The sequence below is a fragment of the Nostocoides vanveenii genome, from assembly GCF_039531165.1.
Lineage (GTDB): Bacteria > Actinomycetota > Actinomycetes > Actinomycetales > Dermatophilaceae > Nostocoides_A > Nostocoides_A vanveenii.
Genome location: NZ_BAAAPN010000032.1, coordinates 20,717 through 39,693, shown reverse-complemented (window position 1 = coordinate 39,693; position 18,977 = coordinate 20,717). Strand labels below are relative to the sequence as shown.

Annotated in this window: 26 protein-coding genes, 1 tRNA gene and 1 pseudogene; 21 read left to right on the top strand and 7 right to left on the bottom strand. The window is 65.8% G+C overall.

Annotation, left to right across the window (positions count from 1 at the left end):
* Positions 1–60 precede the first annotated feature (60 nt).
* The 6 genes from ABD209_RS06095 (at position 61) to ABD209_RS06070 (ending at position 3,199) form a co-directional block, all read left to right on the top strand.
* Positions 61–252, top strand: coding sequence for a hypothetical protein (locus tag ABD209_RS06095; protein WP_344063562.1), 192 nt, complete (start codon positions 61–63; stop codon positions 250–252).
* Between the two features lie 124 nt (positions 253–376).
* Positions 377–697: a hypothetical protein gene (locus ABD209_RS06090; RefSeq protein ID WP_344063559.1), complete on the top strand. Its 321-nt coding sequence runs from the start codon at positions 377–379 to the stop codon at positions 695–697.
* A 10-nt stretch (positions 698–707) separates the two neighbouring features.
* Complete coding sequence (locus ABD209_RS06085) at positions 708–1,085, top strand: hypothetical protein (RefSeq protein WP_344063556.1); 378 nt, start codon at positions 708–710, stop codon at positions 1,083–1,085.
* Complete coding sequence (locus ABD209_RS06080) at positions 1,085–2,164, top strand: DNA-methyltransferase (protein WP_344063553.1); 1,080 nt, start codon at positions 1,085–1,087, stop codon at positions 2,162–2,164. The genes ABD209_RS06085 and ABD209_RS06080 overlap by 1 nt, the downstream gene beginning before the upstream one ends.
* A gap of 223 nt (positions 2,165–2,387) precedes the next feature.
* Positions 2,388–2,690, top strand: a complete 303-nt coding sequence (locus ABD209_RS06075; protein WP_344063550.1) for a hypothetical protein — start codon at positions 2,388–2,390, stop codon at positions 2,688–2,690.
* Positions 2,687–3,199: a DNA methyltransferase family protein gene (locus ABD209_RS06070; protein WP_344063547.1), complete on the top strand. Its 513-nt coding sequence runs from the start codon at positions 2,687–2,689 to the stop codon at positions 3,197–3,199. The genes ABD209_RS06075 and ABD209_RS06070 overlap by 4 nt, the downstream gene beginning before the upstream one ends.
* Here the strand turns inward: ABD209_RS06070 and ABD209_RS06065 are convergent.
* Positions 3,196–4,104, bottom strand: coding sequence for a TolB family protein (locus ABD209_RS06065; RefSeq protein ID WP_344063544.1), 909 nt, complete (start codon positions 4,102–4,104; stop codon positions 3,196–3,198). The two genes, ABD209_RS06070 and ABD209_RS06065, sit on opposite strands and share 4 nt — an antisense overlap.
* Positions 4,105–4,243: 139 nt before the next feature.
* Between ABD209_RS06065 and ABD209_RS06060 the strand changes: the two genes are divergently transcribed.
* The 12 genes from ABD209_RS06060 to ABD209_RS06005 all read left to right on the top strand — a co-directional run bounded on the left by ABD209_RS06060 (position 4,244) and on the right by ABD209_RS06005 (position 14,160).
* The gene (locus tag ABD209_RS06060; RefSeq protein WP_344063542.1) at positions 4,244–5,269 is read left to right on the top strand and encodes an Eco57I restriction-modification methylase domain-containing protein; all 1,026 of its coding nucleotides are present in this window, start codon (positions 4,244–4,246) and stop codon (positions 5,267–5,269) included.
* A gap of 32 nt (positions 5,270–5,301) precedes the next feature.
* Complete coding sequence (locus ABD209_RS06055; RefSeq protein WP_344063540.1) at positions 5,302–5,724, top strand: hypothetical protein; 423 nt, start codon at positions 5,302–5,304, stop codon at positions 5,722–5,724.
* A gap of 48 nt (positions 5,725–5,772) precedes the next feature.
* Positions 5,773–5,961, top strand: coding sequence for a hypothetical protein (locus tag ABD209_RS06050; protein WP_344063538.1), 189 nt, complete (start codon positions 5,773–5,775; stop codon positions 5,959–5,961).
* Positions 5,958–6,812, top strand: coding sequence for a DUF5131 family protein (locus tag ABD209_RS06045; protein ID WP_486348460.1), 855 nt, complete (start codon positions 5,958–5,960; stop codon positions 6,810–6,812). The genes ABD209_RS06050 and ABD209_RS06045 overlap by 4 nt, the downstream gene beginning before the upstream one ends.
* Positions 6,809–7,324: a hypothetical protein gene (locus ABD209_RS06040; protein WP_344063534.1), complete on the top strand. Its 516-nt coding sequence runs from the start codon at positions 6,809–6,811 to the stop codon at positions 7,322–7,324. The genes ABD209_RS06045 and ABD209_RS06040 overlap by 4 nt, the downstream gene beginning before the upstream one ends.
* On the top strand, positions 7,321–8,001 hold the full coding sequence (locus ABD209_RS06035; RefSeq protein WP_344063532.1) for a nucleotidyltransferase domain-containing protein: 681 nt from the start codon (positions 7,321–7,323) through the stop codon (positions 7,999–8,001). The genes ABD209_RS06040 and ABD209_RS06035 overlap by 4 nt, the downstream gene beginning before the upstream one ends.
* Before the next feature lie 201 nt (positions 8,002–8,202).
* Positions 8,203–9,468 carry a hypothetical protein gene (locus ABD209_RS06030; protein ID WP_344063530.1) on the top strand — a complete coding sequence of 422 codons (1,266 nt, stop codon included), beginning with the start codon at positions 8,203–8,205 and terminating at the stop codon, positions 9,466–9,468.
* 92 nt (positions 9,469–9,560) lie between these two features.
* Positions 9,561–9,986 carry a helix-turn-helix domain-containing protein gene (locus tag ABD209_RS06025; protein WP_344063528.1) on the top strand — a complete coding sequence of 142 codons (426 nt, stop codon included), beginning with the start codon at positions 9,561–9,563 and terminating at the stop codon, positions 9,984–9,986.
* Entirely contained in the window at positions 9,974–10,948 is a 975-nt protein-coding gene (locus tag ABD209_RS06020) for a tyrosine-type recombinase/integrase (protein WP_344063526.1), read from the top strand. Before ABD209_RS06025 ends, ABD209_RS06020 begins: the two co-directional genes overlap by 13 nt.
* Positions 10,945–11,646 carry a hypothetical protein gene (locus tag ABD209_RS06015; RefSeq protein WP_344063523.1) on the top strand — a complete coding sequence of 234 codons (702 nt, stop codon included), beginning with the start codon at positions 10,945–10,947 and terminating at the stop codon, positions 11,644–11,646. Before ABD209_RS06020 ends, ABD209_RS06015 begins: the two co-directional genes overlap by 4 nt.
* Before the next feature lie 18 nt (positions 11,647–11,664).
* The gene (locus ABD209_RS06010) at positions 11,665–13,242 is read left to right on the top strand and encodes a DUF7007 domain-containing protein (RefSeq protein ID WP_344063521.1); all 1,578 of its coding nucleotides are present in this window, start codon (positions 11,665–11,667) and stop codon (positions 13,240–13,242) included.
* Positions 13,243–13,458: 216 nt separating this feature from the next.
* Positions 13,459–14,160 (top strand): hypothetical protein, encoded by a 702-nt coding sequence (locus ABD209_RS06005; RefSeq protein WP_344063518.1) that lies wholly within the window; start codon positions 13,459–13,461, stop codon positions 14,158–14,160.
* On the opposite strand, the gene ABD209_RS06000 is transcribed toward ABD209_RS06005, so the two are convergent.
* Both ABD209_RS06000 and ABD209_RS05995 read right to left on the bottom strand, forming a co-directional pair.
* Positions 14,157–14,468 carry a hypothetical protein gene (locus ABD209_RS06000; protein WP_344063515.1) on the bottom strand — a complete coding sequence of 104 codons (312 nt, stop codon included), beginning with the start codon at positions 14,466–14,468 and terminating at the stop codon, positions 14,157–14,159. The two genes, ABD209_RS06005 and ABD209_RS06000, sit on opposite strands and share 4 nt — an antisense overlap.
* Complete coding sequence (locus ABD209_RS05995; protein WP_344063512.1) at positions 14,452–14,775, bottom strand: hypothetical protein; 324 nt, start codon at positions 14,773–14,775, stop codon at positions 14,452–14,454. Before ABD209_RS05995 ends, ABD209_RS06000 begins: the two co-directional genes overlap by 17 nt.
* 47 nt (positions 14,776–14,822) lie before the next feature.
* Between ABD209_RS05995 and ABD209_RS05990 the strand changes: the two genes are divergently transcribed.
* On the top strand, positions 14,823–15,305 hold the full coding sequence (locus ABD209_RS05990; RefSeq protein ID WP_344063510.1) for a hypothetical protein: 483 nt from the start codon (positions 14,823–14,825) through the stop codon (positions 15,303–15,305).
* Here the strand turns inward: ABD209_RS05990 and ABD209_RS19755 are convergent.
* From ABD209_RS19755 to ABD209_RS05975, 4 genes and pseudogenes are all read right to left on the bottom strand, one after another.
* The gene (locus ABD209_RS19755; protein WP_425564584.1) at positions 15,302–15,751 is read right to left on the bottom strand and encodes a tyrosine-type recombinase/integrase; all 450 of its coding nucleotides are present in this window, start codon (positions 15,749–15,751) and stop codon (positions 15,302–15,304) included. The two genes, ABD209_RS05990 and ABD209_RS19755, sit on opposite strands and share 4 nt — an antisense overlap.
* A 373-nt stretch (positions 15,752–16,124) precedes the next feature.
* Positions 16,125–16,271, bottom strand: a pseudogene (locus tag ABD209_RS19750) (tyrosine-type recombinase/integrase); the annotation flags it as partial.
* A 200-nt stretch (positions 16,272–16,471) separates the two neighbouring features.
* Entirely contained in the window at positions 16,472–16,828 is a 357-nt protein-coding gene (locus ABD209_RS05980) for a helix-turn-helix domain-containing protein (RefSeq protein ID WP_344063505.1), read from the bottom strand.
* Between the two features lie 132 nt (positions 16,829–16,960).
* Positions 16,961–17,034, bottom strand: a tRNA-Ile gene (locus ABD209_RS05975).
* A 283-nt stretch (positions 17,035–17,317) separates the two neighbouring features.
* On the opposite strand from ABD209_RS05975, the gene ABD209_RS05970 reads away from it, so the two are divergent.
* Both ABD209_RS05970 and ABD209_RS05965 read left to right on the top strand, forming a co-directional pair.
* On the top strand, positions 17,318–17,878 hold the full coding sequence (locus tag ABD209_RS05970; RefSeq protein WP_344063502.1) for a LysM peptidoglycan-binding domain-containing protein: 561 nt from the start codon (positions 17,318–17,320) through the stop codon (positions 17,876–17,878).
* A gap of 156 nt (positions 17,879–18,034) precedes the next feature.
* Complete coding sequence (locus tag ABD209_RS05965; RefSeq protein WP_344063499.1) at positions 18,035–18,856, top strand: transporter substrate-binding domain-containing protein; 822 nt, start codon at positions 18,035–18,037, stop codon at positions 18,854–18,856.
* Positions 18,857–18,977 lie beyond the last annotated feature (121 nt).

Here is an 18,977-nt window from a genome sequence, read left to right as displayed (position 1 = left end):
GTGGCCTTGAGCGGCCCTGGGCCGGTGGATCGGGCCTCTCGGGCCGTCCTGGGACGTCTGATGCGCCTGGACGCCCGTCCTGGGGTCGCAGCGCGTGCCGCCGCCGATCCGTGCCCGTTGGTGCGTCTACGCGCCCTGGACGGCGGTTACGACCTCCCGGACGACACCCGCCGGCAACTGTCCCACGACCCGCAAGTGTCGTGGGTGGCGGGGATTCTCGCCGGCGAACCGCTCACCCGGTGTCCCGCATGACCGCCGCACACATGCCGTCCGAACGGTTTCGGCCGCTAAAACGACCAACTTGCCGCATGGGGGGTTGGTAGAGACCAAAAGTGGCCTACGGGCCGGAAAGTGAGCGCACACAATGCGTAACCCAATGTTCGTCGCGCCGATGGCGGACGGCACCACCCTCGACCTCAAGGGTGGCTGGGACAACCTCATGTCCAAGCTGCCGGCCTCCATCAGCAGCATCCTCGACCTGACCACACTGATCGCCGTCATCATCATGGTCGGCGCGTTCGGCATGTGGGCGTGGGAGAAGCGCAAAGGCCAGGGTGGTGGTCAAGGCTCCAGCAAGCTGCTGTGGACCGGTTTCGCGGCCATGATGCTCGCCGTCCCGAAAGTCGTCTTCCCGGCGGTCCTCTACATCGTCGACATCGTGGGCGGGATCGTCGTCTCGATCTTGAACTCGCTGTGACATATCACCGATGTCCGCCCCGGTTTTCGATTTGACGCCGCTGACGCGCGAAGCCGCGTCGGAGCGCCGGATCATCATCAAGACGTTCGACTTCAACCGGTTGAACTTCCAGGTCGCATTGATGGCGTTGCCGGTCGCGGCGCTGGTTGCGTCGATATCGATGATCGTGCTGGGGAAGTACGCGGTGTTCGTCTTCGTTGCTGTCGAGTTCGGCGTGTTTTGGCTGGTCAGGGGCAGGTCGCGGAAAGGTCTGCACCTGACCAACCTGCAGCGTCTGCGGGATAAGAGGAAAGTGAAAGACGGCTTCTACATCGGGGACACCCCGTTCAACCCGGACGCTTCCACGTGGGAGCGGCTCCTGCATTACGACACGACCCCGGACCCGTAATGCCGGCGACCGTCCTGCACGGCAACTGCCTCGAGCTTCTCCCTACGATCCCGGACGGCAGCGTCGACGCGGTGGTCACGGACCCCCCGTACGGGCTCTCCGACATCACCGCGAAGCAGACCGTCCAGGCGTTGACGGCGTGGCTGTCCGGGGACCGGGATTTCCTGCCTGCCGCCAAAGGGTTCATGGGCCACGACTGGGATGGCTTCGTCCCACCACCAGCAGTCTTCGACGAACTGCTGCGTGTCCTAAAACCGGGCGGGCACATGGCGGTGTTCGGGTCGCCCCGAACGATGGATCTGCTCGGCATGTCAGTCCGGCTGGCTGGCTTCGAGCTTCGCGACACGCTCGCTTGGCTGTATGGCAGCGGGATGCCGAAGACGACACCGCTGAAACGGCAGTTCGCTAAACGTGGTGACGACATCACCGCGACACACTTCCACGGCCATGCGACTGGCCTGCGTCCCGGGTTCGAGCCGATCCTGCTGGCCCGGAAACCGTTCACTGGTTCCGCGCTGGACAACCTGGTCGCGCACGGGACGGGCGCTCTCGATATCGCTTCGGCCCGTATCCCGTTCACTTCTGACGCCGACCGGCAGGAGACCACCACCAAGAATCGGCACGGCGATTTCGGCACGCAGCACGGCTTGAACTCCGTGTACGGCGACTACGCGATGCTCGGTGTCCGCTCGAACTATTCTGCCGACGGGCGCTGGCCGTCGAACGTTGTCCTCGACGAGGGTTCCGCCGCTCAACTGGACGCGGCAAACCCGATCAACACCGCCGCCCAGGCCGGTGTTTCCCGCTTCTTCTACTGCGCCCGAGCGTCCGCCTCGGAACGTCCCTCCACACCTGACGGGACAGCGCACGTCACCGTCAAACCGTTGGCGTTGATGCAGTGGCTCGTCGACTTGGTTGCTCCGCCGGGGATCGCGCACATCCTCGACCCGTACGCCGGGTCGGGCACGACCGGTGAGGCCGCATTACGGTCCGGTCACGATGTCACGCTGATTGAGCGTGAAGCGGCTTTTCTGCCCCTTATACAGCTGCGGCTCGATCGCACGTCAAACGCGGCTTGACCAGCGTGAACTGTGTCTTGTCCACCGGTTAGTGGACTTGATTTGCACGGTCCACAACTTCAGACTTTGCCCTGTTTGCTTGTCGGTCTCCTGCCGTACACATGGAGATCGTTCGAGGGTGCTGGACAGGCAGCAACCCCGATGCCTGAAGGAGCGGTGGGGCGTGGTGGGCACTGCGACAGTGTCGGCGCAGCGGAGACTGTTCGACCGGTTGACTGCGGAAATGGGTGACCTGCCGTCCCCGTCACGGGTGTACGCGACACCGCCGGAGCCGACCCGGTTCGTGGTCGCGTTCCGGGCACCGGAGACGTTCGTCGTGGACGCCCTGCGCGTGTCCGCCGTGGACGCGCTCGCCCTGCTCAACTGCCGCCTAATCGACCTCGAACTGACGGTGTCTGGTTCCCGGGTGATCGTCGGGGCGCTCGTCGACGGTGCCGTCCTGAACCCTCGCGTGATCGCTTCACAGTTCACGGAACTAGTCATCGACACCCACCCTGGCCTGCGTCCCCTCGGGGCGGCAGCGTGAGCTCTCGGGCGCACACACTCGGCGAGGTATTCACCGCTGACCGCGAAGTGACGGCGATGCTGGATCTGATCCCTGGAATCACCAGCGACCTGGATGCGACCCTATTGGAGCCCTCCTGTGGGACCGGGAACTTCCTTGTTGAGGCGTTGCGCCGCAAACTGGCCCCGCATGTCCCGACGGGTGAGTACACGGTGTTACGAGCTCTCGCGTCCCTGTCAGGTATCGACATCGACCGCAGCAATGTCGAGACCACCCGCACCCGGATGCTCGAAACTGCCCAGGCGGCGATACGTGGCGGAAATCCGTCACACGCATTCCTACGGGCCGCGGACGCGATCCTGTCGTCCCAGATCGTGTGCGGGGACTTCCTCGCCCCTCACCAGGTGGTTCTCGCCCGACACTCCCCTGGCCCGAAGCAGGCGTTCACGCGATCGTGGTGGCGGCTTACCGACACAGCGCCGTACGCCATCGACCCGCCGGTCAGTTACCGCGACCTGGCCGTCCTTTAGCGCCAGTCGAGGACGCGAGCCGTTCCGTCGACGTTCCGGCGTGTCCCGCCGTTGATGCCGACCGTCCATGCGGTTGAGTCCGCGCCCACCGCTTTCCGGTAGGCGATCCGGTTCCCGCGGGGGCTGTAAATCGGGTCGTACTGGCCGAGGCCCTTTTTCGCAGCAGTCACGTTGGTGATCCGGCGTCCGTCGATCGTGTACCGAGCGATCACCGTCGTTGCGCCCGAGGTGCCGTTCGCGTAGGTGACGCCGGCGATCTCGCGTCCGTTCGGGGACAGGTCAGCGTCCCACACCCCGGTGATCGTGGACAGCGTTGCCCCGGTGGCGACAGAGATGATCTGGGTGCTGTTCGTTGTGGTGACGTTCGGCCAGCCGGCATCGCATTGGTCGGACACCAGAAGGCGCTTCCCGTCGGAGAACCAGACTGGCCGGTTGATCCGGTGCCCGACTGGGCAGGCACCGCTGAGGGCGGCACTGGCGTCGGTGACGTACCGGGGCGTCCCGCCGGTCGATTTGACGATGGCGATGTCACGGAACGGCTGCTCATCCAACAGGCCCGTCGAGTAGGCGATCTGGGTGCCGTCGGGAGACCATGCGGGGTTGTCGTCCCAGGCGTCGTGCGTGGTGATCCGTGTCGGGTTTCCGCCATTCACAGGGACGGTGAAGATGTCGACATTCCAGTCGCCGGTCCGGTGCCCGGAGAACGCGACCGTCTTACCGTCGGGGGAGATGTCGGCGTCGAGGACGAGGTAGCCCGCGGCGAGTGTCCTGCCGTTGAGGAGCGTCCCGGTCGCCCCGGGACGTGGGGGCGCGAGCAGCATTCCTCCGTCAGGCTGCTGTGCGGACGCCGGGGCGGTGCCGGCGATCAGGGTTGCGGCGGTTACGGCGGTCAGGGCGCGGATCATGCCCGGTCATGTGTGCGGCGGCGTACGGCAGCTGATCGCCGTACACATCACTGATACGAGGCCGCCCCCGGTGCCGACGAGCAGGTCCGCTGGGGACGGCCTTAGCCAACTGTAAAACCGCGCCGCCCACATATACGGCGTGCAGTTCGACGCGATCATCGGTAACCCGCCCTACCAGGTCGTCTCCGGTGTTGCCGGGGTCCATCCACAGCCGCTCTATCACCGCTTCGTCGAGCACGCGCTCGACCTGAACCCTGCCCATCTGGTGTTCCTCATCCCGGCCCGCTGGTTCACTGGCGGGAAGCGCCTGGACGACTTCCGGGACCGGATGCTCGCCGACCGGTCGATCGCGGTCATCGTGGACCACCCGCTGCCGTTGGACGTCTTCCCGGACCACCAGATCGACGGTGGGGTCGTCTACTTTCACCGGGACGCCCGCCATGACGGGGACTGCCGGTTCGACACCCGGGTCAACGGGATGGTCGTTGCGTCCGCCACGCGTGACCTGCGAACCCATGACCTGCTGGTCCGCGACCCGAGAGCCCTACCGATCTTGGTGAAGGCGGCTCCTGCCGACCTCGCCCACTCGCTGACACCGTGGGTGTCGCCGCAACACCCGTACGCCCGGCTGTTCACGACGAACTATCTCGGCTCCCCCGCACCGTTTCCCGGGTCTGTGCCGATGCTTCGGAGTTCCGGGGTCGTTCACGTCGACGCGGTCCTCGTCACCCGTAATCACGCGAACCTGTCGTTGTTCACTGTCGTCATCCCGAAGGTGTACGGCGCGGGAAAGCAAGTGCCGGACGCACTCGGTCGGATCGCGTCAATGGTGACGGGTGCCCCGGTTGTGCTGCCTCCCGGGATCATCTGTAACCAGTCGTTCCTCGTGGCCGGCGCGTTCGCCACCGAATCCGAGGCGGTCAACTACGCCGGCTTCCTCGCCTCGAAGTTCGCCCGGTTCCTGATCGCGCAACGCAAGAGTGCCCCGCATCTGACGCCGGACCGGTTCCGGTGGGTGCCGCGCCTCGACTACACCCGACCGTGGACGGACGCCACCTTGTACGCCCGGTTCGGTCTCACCGACGACGAGTCCAATCACATCGACGCGTCCGTGAAGATCCGCTCCATCGACATCTCCCATCTCGCTGCCGCCCGGGCAGCGTGAAACCTGTCCGGCAAGCCGTACACATCACCGGCATGGTTCCGGCTGACCTGCACGATCTCGCCCTACACAGCTTCATCGACGCAATCGAGGCACGCCCGTCGGTCGCCCCGCTGCTGGTTGCCGACTGCGGTACCCATGTCATGCAGATGGGTCTGCCGTTCGGGCACACCGTGGAGACGGTTGTCTCGATGATGGCGGACAGCGGTTTCCGGTGCCGGTCGGTGCAGTTGTGCGCCGAAGGGACGGCGTCCATTGACGGGCACCAGGTCGAGCCGGTGATGATCGTGGTCCGGCTGGCTCCGCTGCGCGCGGCGGTTCTGTTCCGCCCGTTCACACGCACCCCTGACGGCGTGTCTTGGCAGCCCGGGCGGACGGTGCGGATGCGTCCCGAGTTGAGTCGTGAAGCCGTGGCACTGTCTGCGTTGCTGGTGTTCTCGCCGGCCTCGTCGAACTGAACCGCGCCGTACACATTCGGCCCCGTGCCTACTGACGCTTTCTTCTCCTTGACCGTCGCCGTTGCTTCGGCGTTCGTTGCTTTGCTGGTTTCCGTCTTGGATCGTGGCCTGCATCTGCGTGCCACGCGTCCGAAAGCCCGCCGAGCAGTCAACGTGGTCACGGCTGTCGCGCTGTTCGCGACCGTGATTTTCGCCGCGAATGTCGTCGTCATCACGGTGCTCGACCGTCTTTCCTGACCGTACACATCACCGGCATGACGCTGCGTCTTTGGGATCCGGTCCTCCACCGGGACACCCCGCTCCGGTACCGGGACACGCGGTTCGTCCGCGTGATGGCCGACCTGTTCGCGGAAACAATGTCCGGTGTTCGCCTGGCGAACATCTTCGATGTCATCACTCGACGTCCCGACATCACGTTCCTGGTGCCGACCCACTTCCCGTCCCCGGTCGGCGCTCTGCCCAGCAACGTCATCGTGGGCCTGAACCTCCCGGACGAGAACGCCCGCGAGGCGCTGCTGTCGACTCTCCCGACGTTCCGGTACGCGATCCTGCGGCAGAACCCGACCGGCCCGGTCACGTTCTGCCGATGCGACGGCGCGAACCTCGAACGTCAGGCCCACCCGTTCCTGGTTTCCTCGAACTGCCCGTTCCACGGCCCGAACAAGGCCGAGTGGGTCATTGCGGGTGCGGACAAGGACCGAATCGGCTTCCGCCCGATCCACCCGGAATGGCTGCGTTACCTGCGTGACCTGTGCGCGGTCACACGCATCCCGTTCCTGTTCACCGGCTGGGGTTCTTGGGTGCCGGACGAGTACGTCATCACCCAGGATGACCTCGACTCCGGTCGTTTCAGCCGCGACTTCTTCCGTGCCGGTGAGCGCCGGAGTGGGCAGAAGCCGACCGGTCAGAACAAGAGCCGGTGCGTCATGCACCAGATGGGTGCGACGGCGCTGCACCCGGGAAACCCGTTTGACCCGTGGGCTGCCGGCCACCCGGGCTGGCACACCGTCATGCAGCGGTCAGCGAAGGCGGGTCGCGTCTTGGACGGCGTCGAACACGACGCCTATCCGAAGGGGCCGAACCGGTGAGCCGTCCACAACGCACCATCGCCCTGATCGGCCCGATCGACGGTTATGCCGGCAATAATCAGGCAGCTTTCGCTGCCGCCACTTCGCTCCTTCAGGCGCGGGGCTGGGTGGTCGTCCCGCACACGACTGCCCCGATCGACCGATTCACAGTCGCATCCGAGGTGGAGCGGATCATGTCCGCTGGCCGTGTCGCGGTCCTGCCGGGCATCGACGACGACACCTGTGCGTGCGCCCTGGTCGTCCTGGCAAAGGCACTCGGGGTGCGCGCCGACCCGCTGGACCGGTTTGCGGACGAACGTCAATCGTCTCGATCGTTCGAGTCGATCTGGGTGCCCGCAGATGAGTCGGAGTTGTGGGCACAGGCTGGCTACGTCCCGGGCGACGGTTATGGTCGCAGGACGACGGTAGACGGGGACGACGAACTTGCATTGACGTCCGCTGACGGATATCCGCTCGGGGGTCAGGTCGGCTGGAATGCAGGGTTCGCTGCCCCGTACACATCCAAGGCATGACGACTTCCCCGTTGATCTCCGCTCCGCGCCTGTTCACGGCTGTCGTCGGCTCGCACGCATATGGTCTGGCGACGCCGACCTCCGACGTTGACCTGTTTGGTGTCTCGGTTCTGCCGACGCGACGTCTGGTCGGCCTCAACCCGCCACGCGCTGAGGCGTTGACGTATCACTCGGTTGGGGCTGAGCAGGACATCACCGTGCACGAGGTGGGCAAGTTCCTCGCTCTCGCGTTGAAAGGCAATCCGTCGGTCGTGGAGACGTTCTGGCTGCCCGAGTACCTCGAGGTGTCTCCCTCCGGCCGGGCGCTGCTGTCGCTGCGGCGTGCGGTGTTGTCCGCTCACGCGGTCCGGTCGTCCTATCTCGGTTACTGCGCCGCGCAAGCGCACGGGGCTAAACACAAGGCGGAAGCCCGCCGTCCGAAGTTCGGTACGCATCTGTACCGGCTGGCTGAGCAGGCGCGTGGCCTGTGGCTGACGGGCGACCTCACTGTCCAGGTGTCCGACCCGGACGGTGCTCGTGCGTTCGGGCAGCAGGTCGCGGACGGTGACCTCGATGTGGTTGAGGATCTCATATCCGACCTGAACGACGTCTTCGACCGCCCCACACCATTGCCCGGCACCCCAGACACGATCACCGTCAACCAGTGGCTCCTCGACCTCCGGAGGGCGACCTTCTGAATGTCCAGGATGCCGCCATTGCGATCGGCGACATCATCCTGCTTGGGGCTACTGGCACCCGTGTTAGCGGAGCAGCGTCTGGAAGCGCTGCGATGGACCGACCCTCGTGTACCTCGTTAACGGCGACCAGGGTGGACCCTCGATCTCTGCGGTCCCAAACTTCCCAGAGTGCCCCGGAACTGGGCCGCACACATCACGGACATGACGCAATCACGAGTTCCACGTGGCGTGACGGCCGGCGGTCAGTTCAAGGCGACGGGCCGAAGTGAACCGTCCCCGCTCGACGGGCCGGGCACGTTCACCGACTACGACCTTTACGTGGCCTTGGACCGCTACACCGGGGTGCGAACGTCGAACGGAGACAAGGCCGTTCTCACCGCGTACCGGGACGCGGGTTGGAGCCCGGAGCTTCTGCAGAGAGCCCACAGTTTCGGCCTGTACAAGTGGTCTCTCGGCCGTCCAGGGTTCGTCGAGAAAAATCCGGATGCCGTTGATCGGATCGTGGCTTTGGAGGGCGCTCCAGCTCCTCGGATCGGGCAGGACGCCGTCAAACGCGCCGTTGAGAAGGCTTCGCCGGACGACATTCGTGCAGCGGTCACGTCGTGGCACTCGCATCAGGATGTTGACCGGTTCCAGGCGGACCTACTAGTCGCCGGCAATCCGGACCGGGAGAACGCGCCTGACGCTGAACGCTATCTCGCGTTGATTCGCGGCGGTGTGCCGGACAGCACATTGGACAACAAGAGGTTCGAGCAGTATCCGGTCGAGGATGTTGTCGCCGCCCACCAAGTTGAATCCGAGTCATGGAAGGCCGGCAATCTTCTGCGAAGAGGCTGGACGGCTGCGGACGTCACGACGTACGGCAAGGGCGTTGTTCGCATGTGGGCCGAGAACCGTGACGAACTGCGGTCATCCAATCTGACGCCGCAGGACGCGCGGACGTGGGCGCGTGTTGCCGGATCGAAGTTCACGCCTGCGCTGGCTGCCGAAATGCAGTCTGCTGGTGTCACTCCGGAAGAGGCGAAGGCGCAGCGGCAGGCGAATCCGAAATGGTCCGGGGCGCAGGTCGCTTCGTCGCTGATGCACGCCCCGGTCTCCGAGCACATCGCCAAGAAGGTCTCTTCCGAAATGCTTACCCGGGTCGCGGCCAACCCGCGTCTGCTGTCTGCGGTCGACACGGCGTGGACTCCGCACGAGGGCATCAAGAACGAGGACGTCGAGTGCATCGAACGTCTGGTCGCGGACGGCACTGTGGATCCGAAGTTGATCGGTTCCGCGTCTCGTTCCGGTATCCCGTTCGCGCAGATGCGTCCGGATCATTTCGAGTCCCCGATGCGGATGTGGAACGCCGGTGCGGAAGGCCGAGAGGCGTTTGACGCTCCGCATCGGGACGAGTGGATTCGCCGTGGCCGCAGAGGCGGGCGTCTGGTGTGGCCGTGGACAGCGGACGACTTCCTCGCCGATTGATTGGACCTGACCGTCCGATCCCACATGTCGGCTAAGCGCTCGGCGGATACGTCACCCCCTGTGGAGTTGATCGCCTCGGCAATACTTTTCTCGTGCCGACCACGGATGACGTTCTCACCTGGCTGGATCACCGGGACCGTGGTCGCCACGTCCCGGTGACAGTCACGTTCGGTGACGGCCATTCCACGGTGGAGACGAGGTTGCCTCCAGCCGTCGCGTCCCTGATCTATGACGTGCTCCGCTATGCCGGGGATTCGGGTGCAGCGGTGGTTGTCCCGACGAACCGGGACGTCTCGACGGCGGAGGCCGCGCGGCTACTGGGGATGTCCCGTTCGACGGTGGTCCGGTTGATCGCCGCCGGCCAGTTGCCGTCGACGATGGCAGGGACGCATCGCCGGATGCGTTTGGTGGATGTGCTCGATTACCGGCGTCGGGCACGGCAGAGTGCGGAGGAGGCGGCGACGGCGGCACGACTGGCGGCGGTTGCTGAGGAAACCCCGGCCCGATGGCGAGCCTGATCGGTTTCCGGCCTGGTGGCGCTCTCGTCGAGACGTACCTGTCGACGTTCACGTCTCCCGCGTCCGCCCGGTCGATGCGTGCCTCACTTGATGCGGTGGCCCGGGAGGTCGCGTACGCGGAAGATCTGGAGATCGGCGCTGACCCACTGTTCCCGCCGAGGGAACGGCTCGACTGGGTGAACCTCGACTATCCCGCTGCCGTCTATCTCCGCTCCCTACTGGTGGGTCGGTGGTCGCCGGCGACCGTGAACCGTCATCTCGCGGCAGTGCGTGGCGTGGTCCGGACGGCGCGCTTGTCGGGGTTGATGGAGCCATCCCGCGCGGACGCGGTCGGCACCGCTTTGACGTCGCTCCCCCGGTCATCGTCCGGCCCGGTCGCCGGCCCGTCGGTGACGCATGGCGGGTTGAAGGCGATGTTCGCGGACATCGCAGGCCGTGACGGTGATGTGCATCGCCGGGACGCCGCGATGCTGGCCTTGTTGACGATGTGCGCGGTCAGACGTTCGGAGCTTGCCGCTGTCGACGTTGACGACCTGGCTGGTTCTGAGCTTGTGATCCGGCACGGGAAAGGCGGCAGGCAGCGCCTCGTGTTCCTGCACGGCGGGGCGTTGCACGCTGTCGAACACTGGCGTTTGGTGCGGTTTGATGGTCCTGGACCGCTTTTGGTGACGTTTGGTCGCGGCTGCACCTCTGAACGCATGACCGGACACGGAATCTGGAAGCGGGTCGGCTTCCTCGCAGACCGGGCGGGCGTCCCTCGGTTTGCCCCGCATGATTGCCGGCGGTGGGCGATCACTGAACTGCTGTCCGCCGGCCAGGACGTGATCGCGGTCCGTGACCTTGCCGGGCACGCGTCCGTGGATACGACCTCCCGGTATGACCGTCGTGGCGTGGAGGCGGCACGGCAGGCGTCAACGCATCTGCACATCCCCTACGTCGCGCCGCACACATCCTGGGCATGACGACGTTTGACGAAGGTCAGCATCCGCGTGGAACTGGCGGAAAGTTCGCGGCCAAGCAGCACGCCGAGCCGGCAGAACTTGAGACGACCCAGAGCTTCCCCACCTATTCCCGCGCCGAGGACACCACGGACGATCTCGGTGGCCCTGATCTCGGCCTACTGCATCCGGCACCGCGAGCGTCGATTTTCGCCGGCGCGAACCCGAACCGTCAGTCGGTCGGCCTTCCCGGGCATTGCGAGTCGTGCGCGCAGCACGGTCATGTCGCGGCGCACCCGGACTTCGGTTGCGGTGATGTCGGGTGCGACCTCGACCACGATGAGTACGTCCCAGAAGTTTCCTCGTTCGATGACGCCCGGATCGACGCGCTGATGGCGGAAGCTGACCAAGCGTTCGAGCAGCAGCAGGCGGCGTCCCGGCGCATGACAACCCGATCTGTTCAGGCGACCGCGGTCATGGTCCGCTCGATCTATCCGGACGCTGCCGAGTTCACGCTGGAACCGGACGATGAAGGCGGCTGGTCCGTCACTGCCGGCGACCACGACTTCGCCGACCACGGTGACGAGGTCTGGAACACGACCCGGCTCATCGGTTTCCGCTACGACGACTTCACCGACCTGTTCGGCGTCGATGTCGACGACCATCGCGGACGGGTCGAGTCCGTCAGCGTGAATATCGACAAGGTGATCGCCCGAACCTGAGCCGCACACATAGCGGCCGTGACCACTTACACGCAGTCCCGGCAGCCCCGCGGAACCACGATCGGCGGGCAGTTCGCCGGCCACCGGCACGCCGAGTCGAAGGAACTGACCGATACCCCCGGCACGTGTTCCGACTGCGGTGCGTCCGCTCCGGTCGGGGACATGACCGGCGGCAAGTGTGCCCTCTGCCTTCTATCCGATTCGATCGACAGGGTGGATCCCACGCCGGTCCGTGAAGATGTTCGCGCGGACGGTGGCAGGGAGGGACTGATCGTCACCCAGCACGGCGTCACCAAACTTCAGATTCGGGACCAGCACACGGGCGAGTTGATCTCGCACGGCACCTTCGACACTCCCGGTCAGGCGCGCACGGAACTGGTGCGGTTTGACCAGGCGCAGGACGGGTCGTTGGTTTACGGCACCGTCGGACCGATCAAGCGCACCCCGTGGGGTGAACCGCAACACATTGAGGAGACCGCGCCCGGCATAGTCCAGGTGTCGACCGCAAGCCACGGTGGTATCAAGTTGTCGCCGGAGCGCAACGGAATGATCCCGCCCGCGTTGCGTAACCCGTCCGGTTGGTACGAGGAGGACGCCGAGTCGCACATTGTGGCGATGGTGCACCCGGAAGGCTTCGTCTACAACCGTCAAGGTGACATGGAGGTCATCCGCGCGGAAGCGGTCACGTCCGTCAAGGACTGGTTCCCGGACAAGTACGAGAAGGCGACCGGTGAAACAATCCCGGTGTCCGAGTCCTACATGAAGCGTCGGGAGGCGGAGCAGGCCGACAAGGCGGCATTCCGTGCCGCGCACCGCGATGAGTTCGTCGGAACCCAGCACACGGACACGCACGCAAAATGGCTGCCGGTCACGCAGGCGGTCGCTTGGGCCACGAAGGACGCGACCGGCGAGGAACGGGCCTTCCTTGTGCCACGCCGCGAGGCCGTCAAGGACGGCATGTTGATTGACAACCTTGTGATCGACCCGAACCGTCACATTGATGTCACCGACATCGCCAAGCTCGGGAATCGGCCAGAGGTGAAACCGGCGCTCATCCACGACTTCGGTGTCAACTACGACGGCCTCACGGCGCGGCAGCGGGCGCGTGCCGAGGCGGAACTGTCGAAGCGGTACCGGTTCCCTGACGGCTCGGTCGGCACCATCGTCGACGACTTGCGTAAGCGTGGCGTGACCGGCAAGCAGGCGGTCGCGTTCTCGAATCGCCCGTCGACGAGTTACATCGTCAGCTTCGAGGGTGGCGCGTTCCAGGATGTCTCGCAGGCGGCGTGGAAAGCTCTCGATATCCCAGATGTCACCTCCGACCGGGACAAGGCGCACATCGAGCTCGCGAACCTGAGCCGTCGGCTTGACATCGCCCACCGTGATGTCGACATCGCCGCGTTCCGGAAGCTCAACAACCAGGCCAACGCGCTGAAAGAGCGGGTCCGCGACATTACCGAGGCCGAGGCCGGGCAATGGCCGAACGAAGCGGAGAAGACGGAGATGCGGCATGTAGCGCTGAATGCCCGGCTCGCAGAGCACGGCATCGACGCCGACGACCTGCGTTCGCTGCCGGAGGTCGATTCGGCGCGCTGACCGTATACATCGCCGGCGTCATCGTAGTTGCCTCCGGGAGCCGCACACATCTATGGCATGACTGTTCAAGCTCGCCACCCGGAAGGCACCTCGTGGGGTGGCCGGTTCGCCCGCCAAGTCCATGCAGAGCCACGGCCTCTCGATGTCGAGCCGCCGTCCCCGTGGGAGGAGATCGCTCCTCCGGCGCAGCGTCCTATCGCTCCGCTTGAGACGGAGGTGGAGGAATGCATCGCGACGTTCGCGAACCGGTGGGGTGGTGACGCCACGAACATCTACCGGCAGCAGGCGCTGGAGTGCACAACTCCGCAGGGCCGCGTTATGTGGGCGAAGTTGCAGCGCGCTCAAGGTGATGGCTCGATCGGGATCGCCGTCTCCCCACAGGAGGCGGATGATCTGGCGAGGCGAGGCTGGCTGCCGGAAACGGTCGCCGTCATGCACGCGTATGGCGCGTCGGCGAACCAGCGCCCCCTTGACGATGCCGCTCTGGCGGGTGTCACCCAGCTTGAAAGGAACCGGACGGAGCAGATGGTGACTGCCAACCCGCAGTTGATGCACGCGCTCCGGGTCGGCGGCTGGTCCCGTCAGGCGGTCCTGCAGGGGTCGCCGGCGCAGTTGCGGGGTTTCCTTTCGCACGCCGAACATTCGACGGCGGCTGGCCGATACGTTGAGCTCGCGGAGATGGTCGGACCGAAGCAGGGTGCCCGTGCCCGGGAGGCGATCGAGTTGGGCTGCGAGGAGATCCGGTTCATCGAAGGCAGCGATTTGCCGTTGACGGACTTGGTGTCGGTGCAGCGGTCTAATCCGTCGGCGTCTGTTGACGACGTCCTTTCGGCGGTCGGTAACGGGCACACGCGGGACACGGTGCAGCGGTTCGGCATTCACGTTGCCGCCCGGATGAAGCTGGCGCTGCTCGGCTAAGGCGCTTCGCCGGTCGCACGGAGCCGTTCAACGATCGCGGTGTGCGCAGCTTCGGACATCGGCGCGCCTTCGAGCCACCACTCGCTCGATCCGTTCTCGCGAACGACGGCCGGGCCGTCAAAACGGTGCGGCCTCCCGTGTTTCCACCATCCGGCGCTGCCGCGGTCCTGCCTCGTGATCGCGGGTCCGTCGAGTCGGTGGCTCTTGCCGTCGGCGTCCAGATAGAGCGTGTTGTGGTCGTTGGTGATGACACGGACATAGCCACCGGTCGGGTGCGGCGTCACGCCGTCCTCAACCCACGCAGGCATCGGGCGCTTCGCCTATCGCCCGGAGCAGGGCGACGATCTCTGTGTGCTCGTCTTCCTCGAACTGGATGCCGTACAGATGCCACTCGTTGCCGAACTTTGATTCGACCGCCGGCCCGTCGAGTCGGTGCAGCGCGCCTCCGGTGTCCCGGTACCGACGTTCCCCGGACCGCCACGTTTCTCTCAGCACCCATCCCCCGGTCGGGTGTGGCCCGCCGCCGGGAGAGTGCCAGTGCACGTCGACGATGTCCGTGGAGATCGGGCGGTACCAGCCCCGCGCGGGGTGGCGTCGAAGCTTGGCGAGCAGCACACCGGTGATGTGTACGGGAACGGTTTCCGCCCGTACACATACCGTGCGTGAACGCCTACTACACGCCGCTGCGCTTGACCCGCGCCCATAAGCTGGCGCTTTTAACGAGCGACGAGCCGACCCGAGTGATCGCGGCGAAACTTGGCGTTGACCTAACCCATGCCGCAGAACTGCGTCGTCGCGCCGGCTGGCCGCACCCGGCACGCTGCCGTCGGGCAGTCGGCATGATGCAGCAGCGCTCGGTGGCTGAAAGCCCCGCCCGGGCGCAAGTCGAATGCCCGGAATGTGGCACGAAGATCGCGAGTAGCCGCATGTCCACCCATGCGGGGTCGGCGGCGTGCTCGAAAGCGCAGAAGGAGGGCCAAGGCGCAATCCGGCAGAGTCGCCCGGACTTCTCAAAGGCAGCGATCGCGGAGCGCCGCCGGCGCGTGATTGCGTTGTTCGAAGGAGACGCGACGACGGCGCAAATCGTGGCTGCTGTAGGAATCTCGCAAACTGCGGTGAACAAGATCCTGCGAGGACATCGTTAGCCGAAAACGGATGCGGAGACCGCGTTCGCCGCTGTTCGCTTGCTCTGGTCGACGACGTGCGCGTACCGCTGGACCATCGCCCCGGAGCTCCAACCAAGCTGGGCCATGACGACGGGGATCGGGATTCCCGAGCCGAGGAGGCTCGTGGCCGCGAAATGCCGTTGGCTGTGTACCCGGTAGTGGTCCACACCTGCGGTCGCGAGGATTGCGCCCCAGGCACCCCAGTCGGTGCGCGGTCCGATCGGGCGTCCGTCTTCCGGGTAGCAGAAGACGTAGCCACTGGCCCGCCACGGGTTACCGANCCCGTTGCGGGCACGTGGATGCGTGTCTGGTGCAGGTGTCCGGGCAGGGCTCCGGGCAGTCCCGGGTGTGGCGTGTGCACGGGGCCGGGCACCGCGTGGTCCGGCATTTCCGTTTCGCGCACGCGACCGGGTCGGTGCAGCCATGCCGCCACGGGTGCCGGGCGAGGGAACCGGACACGGTGATGGTTGCGGCATCCAAGTCGATGTCATCCCAGCGGAGCGCGAGCACTTCCCCTTGACGCATCCCGGTGGTCAGGCCGAGGAAGAACCGAGCTTCGAGCCAGTGTCCTTTCAGCCCCGCGACGATGGCAGGAATGTCGGCTTGCCGGATGGTGGGCACTTCGGTCGGTTCACCGTAAGGGGTCCGCGCGTAGGTCGCGGGGTTGCGGGTGATCCGTCCTTCCCGGACCGCTTCCGAAAGGCAGGACCGCAAGGTTCGTCGCACGGATGACGCGGTACTCGCCGATACGCCTGGGCCGCTTTCGCTGACCATCCACAGCAGCAGCTGTTCGATGTCTTTCGTCGTGACCGAACGCAACTGCTTCGAACCGAGTCGATGCTCGATGTAGCACCGGTAGTGCGATTCGTACCCGAGTGTGGTTCGCGTCTTGCGGTGATGGGTGCCGGTGGTCAACCACAGGTGGAACCACTGCCCGAGGGTCACCCGGTCGGGATCAGTCAGTCCGGCATCTTTGTGACGCTCAAGTTCGGCGACAATCTGCGCGACCTCTTTGCGGGTGACCCGCTTGATGTGCCGGCGGCGACGCTTCCCGGTGACCGGGTCGGTGCCGAAGTTGACGATGCAGTGCCACAGCCCGTCGCTGCCTTTGTAGATGACGGGACGCCCGCGCGGGGCTCGTGTGCTCAACGTCCCGACCGGGTGTAGGTGTCGAGATCCTCGCGCAGGATCTTCGGGATCGAGTTGAACCGCTGCACCGGAATCTGCCCGCTCCGGATGAGCCGGTTCATCGTGGACCTGGACACGCCGAGGCATTCAGCCGCTTCTGTCACAGACATAACGGGCCGCATGACTCGTGGCCCGTCTTGTGCTTTGGCGGCGAGAGCCAGCCGGTCGGCGATGGTGCCCAGAGTCCGTAGTGCCTCGGCGACGACACCCATCTGCCGGTCGTAGTCGCGCTGCAACTCGGAGACGTCGACCGATCCGCCGGGCAGCAGTCGAAGTGACGGGGTGGAGGGCGTGTTCGCGGCCATGCCCGTCATGTGTACGGCGGCACCTTTCATGGCTCACCGTGTGTCACAGCGGTTCGTTTAGGCACCCTTTTCGGCACCCCTTCTCGGTCTCGACGGTGAGAAATCACTACTCAAACCGTGTCTGACCTGGCCTTTTACCAGTGGGGCGTGTCGGGCTTGAACCGACGACCGGCGGATTATGAGTCCGATGCTCTGACCGACTGAGCTAACGCCCCGTGCGCTCGACCGCTCCGGCCGAGCCGACGGTCAAGCGCGCGGTGAGTCTAGCCTCGGCTGCGCGAAGGACGATCATCCGGAACGTCGCACGCGGTGGGGGTGAACGGCATACGGCAGGGGCGACCAGTCGCAGCTGGAGGCGTGCGGGCAGTCGGCACTCAGAAAACTCCCAGGGTGTCCGGCGCGCGCGGGCGGGTACGGTCCGGTACGTTCGGCCCACGGGTCATAGGACCCGGAGCCGGCACCGACCGGTGCACAACCAATGGAAGGCACACCCAGATCATGGGATTCCTGGACGAAATCAAGGACAGTCTCGGCTTCGACACTCCCGAGGAGAAGGCGAAAAAGCAGGCCGAAGTGGCGGCCAAGGAGGCCGCCGACGCGCGCAAGCACGCCGACGAGGTCGCCGCCAAGACGCGCGATGAGGCCGCGAAGGCTCAGCAGGCTGCTGCGGACGCCGAGAAGCGCGCGCAGGAGGCCGCGCAGAAGGCCGGAACCGCACCCGCGCCGGCACCCCCGGCCGCTCCCGACCCGGCTCCGGTTCCGGAGCCGACGGTCGCTCCCGCTCCCGACTACACCCACTCGGTGCCGGTCCCGGAGGAGCCGATGAACGCCCCGGCCGAGCCGGTGGCCGCACCCAAGCCCAAGGCGCCGGAGGCGAAGGCCGCCCCCAAGAAGGACGACGACGAGAACTACCGGACCTACACCGTCAAGTCCGGCGACACGCTGTCCGAGATCGGCGAGAAGTTCGGCGTCTCCTACACGAAGATCGCCAAGCTGAACCACATCGAGAACCCTGACCTGATCTTCCCGGGCCAGAAGTTCAAGATCCCCAACCACTGACCAGGGGGCCTCGCCTGCGGGCTGCCGAATGGGGCGTCCGGGGTGACGGACTTGGGTCAGTAGCGAGCGCGGTGGAGCCAACTCCACCGCGCTCGTCCTTTCCGCCCGTGGGAGGATGTAGACACCCGCACCTGAAGAACGGATCTCGTTGCCCCCGTGAGCATTCCAACCCTCGGGCGCTACCGACGTGCGGCGCGGATCGCGCTCGCCGCCGCTGTTGTGCTCGGCGTGAGCGGGTGCCAGGGCGCGGAGAGTCCGAGTATCCGGATCGGCGTGGGCATTGACGAACCCGGCATGAGTCTGCTCAGCGCGGGTGTCTACTCCGGCTTCGACATCGACGTCGCCAGTTATGTCGCCAATGCCCTCGGCAAGACCGAAATCACGTATGTCCGCGCCACACCCGCCCAGCGGGACGTCCTCCTCACGACCGGGCAGGTCGACATCGTCGTGGCCGCGTATGCCATGACCGACGCGAGTGCGCTCTCGGTCGCCTTCGCCGGCCCCTACCTCACGACCGGTCAGACGCTGCTCGTGCGCCGCGGCAGCCGAATCGCCGGGTCGGACGACATGCCCGGGCATACGCTCTGCACCGGCACGGGGACGCCCGCCGCGCAGCGGATCGTCCAGAAGTATCCAGGCGTGCAACTGCAGACCTTCGACTCGTATGCCCGGTGCGTCGCGTTGCTCGACACCGGCCAGATCGATGCCGTCACCGGCGATCAGGTCGTCCTCGCCGGCTTCGCCCGGCAGCCGCAGTATGCCGATGAGTTCACCCTCGTCGGCAAGACCTTCTCCACTGAGTCCTATGCCGTTGGCCTCCCTAAGGACGACAGCCGCCTGTGCCGGCGGATCACGACCGCACTGACGAAGATGGTCAGTTCCGGCGCCTGGCAACGGGCCGTGGACAAGAACCTCACCCCGCTCGGCGTGCGGTTGGACGCGAAGCAGAATCCCCCGAAGCTCGCCTCCTGCCGATGACGAGGCGCCGACTGCGCGGACGTGAAAAGTTCCTGATCGAGCCCTGTCGCCCACGCGCTGGCTGGGGAAGTCGTGTAACCGACTTCGTCATTGGGCTGCGGAGACTGCCTTGTCCTCCATC

Excerpts from the sequence above, each read along its gene's own strand:
- ABD209_RS06090 (WP_344063559.1), top strand. The coding sequence starts at position 377 with ATGTTCGTCGCGCCGATGGCGGACGGCACCACCCTCGACCTCAAGGGT.
- ABD209_RS06015 (WP_344063523.1), top strand. The coding sequence starts at position 10,945 with ATGACGACGTTTGACGAAGGTCAGCATCCGCGTGGAACTGGCGGAAAG.
- ABD209_RS06085 (WP_344063556.1), top strand. The coding sequence starts at position 708 with ATGTCCGCCCCGGTTTTCGATTTGACGCCGCTGACGCGCGAAGCCGCG.
- ABD209_RS06035 (WP_344063532.1), top strand. The coding sequence starts at position 7,321 with ATGACGACTTCCCCGTTGATCTCCGCTCCGCGCCTGTTCACGGCTGTC.
- ABD209_RS06080 (WP_344063553.1), top strand. The coding sequence starts at position 1,085 with ATGCCGGCGACCGTCCTGCACGGCAACTGCCTCGAGCTTCTCCCTACG.
- ABD209_RS06055 (WP_344063540.1), top strand. The coding sequence starts at position 5,302 with ATGGTTCCGGCTGACCTGCACGATCTCGCCCTACACAGCTTCATCGAC.
- ABD209_RS05970 (WP_344063502.1), top strand. The coding sequence starts at position 17,318 with ATGGGATTCCTGGACGAAATCAAGGACAGTCTCGGCTTCGACACTCCC.
- ABD209_RS06030 (WP_344063530.1), top strand. The coding sequence starts at position 8,203 with ATGACGCAATCACGAGTTCCACGTGGCGTGACGGCCGGCGGTCAGTTC.
- ABD209_RS05980 (WP_344063505.1), bottom strand. The coding sequence starts at position 16,828 with ATGACGGGCATGGCCGCGAACACGCCCTCCACCCCGTCACTTCGACTG.
- ABD209_RS06000 (WP_344063515.1), bottom strand. The coding sequence starts at position 14,468 with ATGCCTGCGTGGGTTGAGGACGGCGTGACGCCGCACCCGACCGGTGGC.
- ABD209_RS06075 (WP_344063550.1), top strand. The coding sequence starts at position 2,388 with ATGGGTGACCTGCCGTCCCCGTCACGGGTGTACGCGACACCGCCGGAG.
- ABD209_RS06095 (WP_344063562.1), top strand. The coding sequence starts at position 61 with ATGCGCCTGGACGCCCGTCCTGGGGTCGCAGCGCGTGCCGCCGCCGAT.
- ABD209_RS06020 (WP_344063526.1), top strand. The coding sequence starts at position 9,974 with ATGGCGAGCCTGATCGGTTTCCGGCCTGGTGGCGCTCTCGTCGAGACG.
- ABD209_RS06065 (WP_344063544.1), bottom strand. The coding sequence starts at position 4,104 with ATGATCCGCGCCCTGACCGCCGTAACCGCCGCAACCCTGATCGCCGGC.